This is a genomic window from Actimicrobium sp. GrIS 1.19, from assembly GCF_035984655.1.
GTDB lineage: Bacteria > Pseudomonadota > Gammaproteobacteria > Burkholderiales > Burkholderiaceae_D > Actimicrobium.
In genome coordinates this window covers 1-3993 of the sequence record NZ_JAXCHT010000066.1, presented here as the reverse complement: position 1 = coordinate 3993, position 3993 = coordinate 1, and the positions used below count along the sequence as shown (strand labels likewise).

Sequence of the window (3993 nt, the reverse complement as noted above, 5' to 3'; positions counted from 1 at the left end):
TGGCGTTTGTGTTGATGAGTGTGTTTCTCGATAACTTACATTTTATCAATCACTTACGGCATTCTTGCCCTTTTTTATGCAAAATTCAGGCTAGGGCAACCCGAATGGGCTCGGTACTGGCTGCCAGCGTTATGGTACGGCCTGGGTATGTGATTGCTATGTTCGCTGTCCGACATTGGCGCAGCAGCGCCAGGTTGATGGCCTGCTGGATGTCCATGAACATGTTGAAGTCGGGATCGAGTACGAAATACACGACTTCGAATTGCAGCGCACCGTCGCCGATCGATTTGAAATGGGCACGGTCGAAGCGGGTCGGGTGCGCGCTGGCGGCAATGATCGTTTTCAGCATGGTGGGCATTTTTTCCAGCAGCTCGATCGGCGTGTCGAACGCCACGCCGAATTCGAACACCGCACGCCGCTCCTGCATGCGCTTGAAATTGCGGATGCGGTTTTTCAGCAGTTCGGTATTGGAAATGATGATCTGCTCGCCACCGAGACTGCGCAGCCGGGTGGTCTTCATGCCGACGTGCTCGACGGTCCCCATGTAGGCATCGACGACGATGAAGTCACCGATGACAAAGGGCTTGTCGAGCGCGATCGAGACCGACGAAAAGATATCGCCCAGAATGTTCTGCACCGCCAGCGCCACCGCGATGCCGCCAATGCCGAGACTGGCCATGAGCGTGCTGACATTGAATCCGAGATTGTCCAGCGTCACCAGCAGGGCAATCGACCACAGCAGGATCTGGCCGACCAGTCCGGCCAGCGACAGGTGCGTTGCGCTGGCCGGATTGATGCTGCTCTGGCGCGCAACGGCGCGTTGCACCGCCACCGTAATCAGGCGATTTCCCCAGATCGCAATCTGTGCCACCAGAATGATGATCCAGGCGTACCCCAGCCAGCGCTCCCAGCGCAGTGGCAGCTCCATCTGGCTGACGCCGCACAGGCCGGCCAGTCCGATCATGAACGGGACGCGGGTCGCCCTGACAAGCTGCTCGGCATAACCCAGCACGTTGAGCGAACGCTCGTTGTTGAGGCGTTGCAATTGATGCCGCAAGAACTTTTTGAGTGCCAGCAGTATCAGCAACACGCTGACCGAGACGGTCAGCGCCAATACGGTTTCGTACGGCAGGAATGCAAAGCGGATCATTGATACTCCTGAAAATTCGTCGCCTGCATGGGGCGCCATGCATGCGAGCAGGTGAAGGCGATTGCGCCGGACAAGTGACTGAAATTTGGCCGGCCACATCGTGACCACGGTGTGCGCGGCGGCTGCCGCGTCATGCCAGATGCGCGCAATCCCTTGCGCGCTGTGCGGGGCCTTGTGGTTTTCAAAGGAACGCAGATCGACGTCACGGAAATGTTGACGGAGCTACAAAGCTGTCTGACGCACAAGTTCCCGTTTTAGTGCCCCAGATTGCCAAAAAGAAAGTCAAAGCCTTGAAAATCGCGCCTAGAATTGCCTCAAGGCAACCTCAGTGAGACTCAACATGGCATCCCAATCGAAATCCGCACGCCACGCACTTCCGATCTGCCGCTGGCGCCTGATGGCGACTGCGCTTGCAAGTGCCGGTGTGCTGGGGGCCTGCGGCGGCAACGTCGGCGTCGATGCACCGGTCACGAGCACCGCCGCCGCCGTCTTGACAAGCGTTGGCGCGCCTTTGCTTACCGATGCCGTGTTTTCGCCGACCAGTTTCTGGTACACGCCGATTCCCATTAACGCGCCGCTGCATGCCAACACCGCCGGCTTCCAGGCTGATTTCCTGCGCCAGAAGCAGACCTGGTACAGCACCGTGAACATCAATACAACGTCCTATGCCAGCCCGGTGTATGTTGCCGACGCCAACGTCCCGACAACCCGGGTTGCCTATTCCAACTGCCAACGAAAAGTCTTTCCCGAGACCGCGCTGGAAGCGCAATGGGCTGCCGTGCCGATTCCGTCGTTTGCCGCGCCGGCCGATGATTCGGATGCAGAGATGACGGTTTACCAGCCGTCGAGCGATACGCTATGGGAATTCTGGGTGACGCGGAATGTGTCGGGCCAGTGGCAGGCATGCTGGGGCGGAAAGTTGAGCAATGCCAAATCCAGCGACGGCACATGGCCATTTCCGTACGGCACTACTGCCACCGGCCTGCCGTTCATTGGCGGTCAGGTCACCGCGGAAGAACTGAGCCGTGGTGAAATCCGCCACGCAATCGGCATTTCCCTGGTCGAGACCGAGGCTGCCGCGATCGTGTCATGGCCGGCGCATCGTTCGGACGGACTGAATCCTTCCGCGTTGCCCAATCGCATTCCCGAAGGGCTGCGCTTTCGCCTCGATCCGTCCGTCAATGTGGATGCGCTGCCAATCAGCGCCGTCGCGAAGACCATCGCAAGGGCGGCCCAGAAGTACGGTTTCGTGGTGTGGGACAAGGCCGGCGCAATTTCCATCCGCGCCCAGAATCCGAAATCCTACACGGCGCTCGGGCAACCCAATCCCTACGTCGCCCTGTTTGCGGGACGGCCTTCCTATGCCGTTCTGAATGGCTTCCCGTGGGATCGCCTGCAATTCTTGCCAATGGATTACGGCAAGCCATAACTTGCCTGCGAGCACTGCGCAACGGGCGCCCGGAAAGCAAATTCTTTTCTTGCGGAACAATCCCGGGCGAACCCAGTCCTACTTGCCACAAAGATAGAGCGGAGACAGTTTTCCCAATTGTTTCGCAGCCCTACGTGTGTTCGCGCACGGAGCGGCCCAGCGAACCCCTCTACTATCTGCAAAAGACTTGATAAAAATCAAGTTGCACAATTTCATGTGTCTCACGTAAAGCAGCCTCGACTGCGGCGTACATGGATCAGTTAAACGCGAATGTGCTGAAGCTTCCGCGTTCTTTTTCGCGCAGATGATTTGATTACTGCCGCGCACTTCTCAAGAACCAGCCCATTCCATGACACCCGATTTCTTTGCAATCCCGGCAATCCCCGCGCGGCGCTGGAGTTGGTCACGTGCGGCAAACCGCTTGCTGCACCTGGGTGCCCTGACGAGTTTGCCGGCCATGGCGGCCGCCGACGATGTGTTCCGTCCGTATATCGGATATGCCCTGTCGCAGGACGACAATGTGCTGGGAGTTGGCGACGGCAGTAGCACCACCGGCGGCTCGAACTCTGCGCTCTCGCGTCACGCCGAGGCCGGCTTGTTTGTCAACGAACGACTCAGCCAGCAGATCATTACTGCTGCTCTTAAATTTTCCCATATCACTTACGACGAATTGCCGGAACTGAACAATGATGGCAAGGATTTGCTGGTCAACTGGAACTGGCACCTCGGCAACCATCTGGATGGCAACATTGGCTCAAGTTACGTTCAGGCGCTCACGCCGTTCGTCAATTTTCATAGCCGCGAGCGCAATCTGCGCGCCGACCGCAGGCAGTTCGTTGATGGTGGCTGGTTGTTTCACCCAAGCTGGCGCGTACGGGCCGGCGCGTCGCGCGATTCGCTGACCTACGACCTTGCTTCGCAACAAGGCGGTAACCGCGTTGAAAACGTGCTTGAGGTCGGTCTTGATTACCTGGCCCCCAGCGGCAGCACGTTCGGTACCCAGCTGCGCCATACGCGCGGCGAATTTCCGAACCCCCAGCAGATTGGCGCCGAGCTGGTCGACAACAGCTACAACCAGGATGAGATCAAGGCCAAGATCAGCTGGCTGATGACGGCAAAAACCCAACTGCAATTTCTTGGCGGGCTGGTCCAGCGCCGTCATGAAACCTTTCCGTCGCGCGATTACAGCGGCTTCAATGCACGCCTGACCACGATCTGGCAAGCCAGCGCCAAGACCGGCGTGACTGCAGCAGCCTGGCGCGAAATTGGCGCGCTCGACGATGTCACCGCCAGCTACACCCTCAACCAGGGGTTGAGCCCACCTCGTTATACACAAGTCGTCTGATCGCCAAGTCGTCGTAGAGCACGCATCGTTCGAACAGCAACATGAACATCTTTCAATCCAAGCCAAATC

3 protein-coding genes are annotated in these 3993 nt (G+C 58.3%); 2 read left to right on the top strand and 1 reads right to left on the bottom strand.

The features are described from left to right. Window positions 1-85 precede the first annotated feature (85 nt). Window positions 86-1150, bottom strand: coding sequence for a mechanosensitive ion channel family protein (locus tag RCH09_RS19410; RefSeq protein ID WP_326942790.1), 1065 nt, complete (start codon window positions 1148-1150; stop codon window positions 86-88). A gap of 340 nt (window positions 1151-1490) precedes the next feature. Between RCH09_RS19410 and RCH09_RS19405 the strand changes: the two genes are divergently transcribed. Then, window positions 1491-2579, top strand: coding sequence for a DUF4124 domain-containing protein (locus RCH09_RS19405; RefSeq protein ID WP_326942789.1), 1089 nt, complete (start codon window positions 1491-1493; stop codon window positions 2577-2579). Between the two features lie 349 nt (window positions 2580-2928). Continuing rightward, complete coding sequence (gene epsL / locus RCH09_RS19400; RefSeq protein WP_326942788.1) at window positions 2929-3924, top strand: XrtB/PEP-CTERM-associated polysaccharide biosynthesis outer membrane protein EpsL; 996 nt, start codon at window positions 2929-2931, stop codon at window positions 3922-3924. Window positions 3925-3993: the final 69 nt, after the last annotated feature.

What these genes read in the sequence shown, in the direction of transcription:
- RCH09_RS19410 (WP_326942790.1), bottom strand. Translation starts at nt 1,150, where the DNA reads ATGATCCGCTTTGCATTCCTGCCGTACGAAACCGTATTGGCGCTGACC.
- RCH09_RS19405 (WP_326942789.1), top strand. Translation starts at nt 1,491, where the DNA reads ATGGCATCCCAATCGAAATCCGCACGCCACGCACTTCCGATCTGCCGC.
- epsL (WP_326942788.1), top strand. Translation starts at nt 2,929, where the DNA reads ATGACACCCGATTTCTTTGCAATCCCGGCAATCCCCGCGCGGCGCTGG.